At 43.3% G+C, this 2,620-nt stretch carries 1 protein-coding gene and 3 tRNA genes; all 4 read left to right on the forward strand.

Translation table 11 applies throughout. From position 1 onward, the window contains the following. Positions 1-432 precede the first annotated feature (432 nt). Entirely contained in the window at positions 433-2,058 is a 1,626-nt protein-coding gene (locus tag BCT81_RS24010; protein WP_102426098.1) for a methyl-accepting chemotaxis protein, read from the forward strand. A 235-nt stretch (positions 2,059-2,293) separates the two neighbouring features. After that, a tRNA-Phe gene (locus BCT81_RS24015) sits at positions 2,294-2,369 on the forward strand. A gap of 56 nt (positions 2,370-2,425) precedes the next feature. Continuing rightward, positions 2,426-2,501 (forward strand) — tRNA-Thr (locus BCT81_RS24020). Between the two features lie 24 nt (positions 2,502-2,525). Further along, positions 2,526-2,601, forward strand: a tRNA-Asn gene (locus BCT81_RS24025). Positions 2,602-2,620 lie beyond the last annotated feature (19 nt).

Genomic DNA, 2,620 nt, shown 5'->3' on the forward strand with positions numbered 1-2,620 from the left:
TCCCGCAGGGGGAGCCACATTCAAGAAGCCAAGTCGAAAGACTTGGCTTTTTTCGTATCTAACGCTCCTGCTTTGTGCCAAAGCAATGTCTCAGAAAAATCGTTCCCCTTTCTCCGGTCTCGTCGAACTCCAATACTGAAAAGCTCTTTCAATTCAGGCACCCATTAAATACTGAAACTGGAAAACAACCCTCTTCCGTCGTATACCTCTGCTCAACGATAATCTCTGACTAATACCGCTCCCTTACAGCCATTTTCAAGACACACTTGAATACACAAAAAGTAACAAACTAGCGTTCCATTACTTTTTTTTCTTCGTAAATTTAATCTTCATCATGTTTTGATATCTTTCTAATATCTGCCCTACACGACTTAGATTAAGATTCGATGAAACATACCTAATATTTATTATTTAATTGCTGCGCGGGGAAATATGAAACTAAAAACGCAAGCTTACTTACTATCGGGCATCATTTTAGTCGCCCTACTAGCGTTGACCGCTACAGGTTTATGGACCTTAAGAGTCGCTAGCAACATGGATAACAAAGCTCGCGTGACTGAGCTATTTAAGAGTGCATACAGCATTCTTACTGAAGTTGAAAAGATGGCCATTGACGGCACGTTAGAGGAACAACAAGCAAAACAGTTGGCGACACGTCTGCTGCGTAACAATATTTATAAAGACAATGAATATGTCTACGTTGCCGATGAGAATATGACGTTTGTCGCTACTCCATTAGATCCTCAGTTACACGGAACTAGCTTTAATGACTTTAAAGATGGAGACGGTAATAGTGTTGGTCAATTAATCCAAAGAGTACTTGGTAACCGAACAGGTCAGATCGTTGAATACACCTGGACCCAAAAACAGCCAGATGGCACGATTGAAGAAAAACTATCTATTGCAGAGAAAACACCGCATTGGGGTTGGGTTGTAGGAACAGGTATAGGCTTCAATGAAGTTAACGCTCGTTTCTGGTCAACTGCTCAATGGCAGCTATTCCTATGTGTTGTTATTGCAGGTCTTATTCTTTCTAGCTTAATCGTGTCTATTAAACGAATGCTGGCACTACTTGGTGGCGAGCCTAAAGACGTGAGAGAAGCCGTACAAGCTGTAGCAGAAGGACGCATTCAGACCTCTTTCGAAACTAAAGCGGTCGATGGCAGTATCTATCATGCAGTACAACAAATGAGTAAATCGCTGGCTGAATTGGTATCTAACCTTAATGCTTCGATGTTGGCATTACGAGGAGAGCTGCAACGCGTAGAAGACCGCGCTGGTTCTATTGCTCAACTCACTGAGACACAACAGCAATCCACCGAAATGATCGCAACTGCGATGACAGAGATGGCATCTTCAGCTAATAACGTTGCTGATTCTGCGGGAGACACAGCGCGCAACACTGATGAAGCAGACAAACAGAGCCAGCATACTCAGCGCCTGATTCATAACACAGTAGACAATATCCAAGGCCTCGCAGGACAACTAGGAACAGCAAGCGAAGCTGTCGCTAACCTAGATAACGATGTAAACAACATTGTGAAAGTATTGGATGTGATTGGCGATATTGCAGAACAGACAAACCTATTGGCACTAAATGCAGCAATTGAGGCTGCTCGTGCAGGCGAGCAAGGTCGAGGATTTGCAGTGGTTGCTGATGAGGTGCGTAATCTTGCAGGCCGAACGCAATCAAGCACTAAAGAGATCCAGTTAATGATCAATAACCTTCAGGACGGCTCTCGCAACGCTATCCAAACCATGGAAGTGTGTGCAGCGACCAGCCAGAGCACAGTAACCGAGTCTCAAAATGCCTCAGAAGCGCTACAACAGATTGTTATTGCTCTTGAGTCAATCTCTTCAATGAGCCATCAAATCGCGACAGCAGCAGCTGAGCAAACTCAAGTGAGTGATGATATCTCGAAGCGCATCAACATGATTGAGGAAAGTGGTAATCAACTAAGCAATGTAGTGACCGAAAGTCATAACAGCACCCAAACATTAGCCTCTCTATCTAATGAACTAGAAGCTTGGGTAAATAGGTTTGAAGTAAAACACTAAAGTTTCGGGAAGATTTTTAAATATAAAAGCACGTTTTCATACGTGCTTTTTTTATTTCGGCACTCATTCCGTCTAGTTAAACGTAGTTTCTCGATCTTTTAGGGCATGCTAGACCTAGGTTTTTCACCGCAAATGAACAAAAACAACCCACTAAGTATAGAAAAACATCAAACAATACTTTTTTTGCAATTTAATGTTGACCCAGAACGCGAAAACACGTTTAATACACCTCGTCGCCCGGATAGCTCAGTCGGTAGAGCAGAGGATTGAAAATCCTCGTGTCGGTGGTTCGATTCCGCCTCCGGGCACCACAATTTATTTGTTGGTGTCTTAGACAACAACAGTAAAGCACAAAGAAATATTATGTGCCGACTTAGCTCAGTAGGTAGAGCAACTGACTTGTAATCAGTAGGTCACCAGTTCGATTCCGGTAGTCGGCACCATTTCTTTAAAGCTTTAAGAATAATTCCCCCTTAGTTCAGTTGGTAGAACGGCGGACTGTTAATCCGTATGTCGCAGGTTCGAGTCCCGCAGGGGGAGCCACATTTAGTGTGCCGACTTA

Source organism: Vibrio sp. 10N.261.52.A1, from assembly GCF_002876325.1.
Lineage (GTDB): Bacteria > Pseudomonadota > Gammaproteobacteria > Enterobacterales > Vibrionaceae > Vibrio > Vibrio chagasii.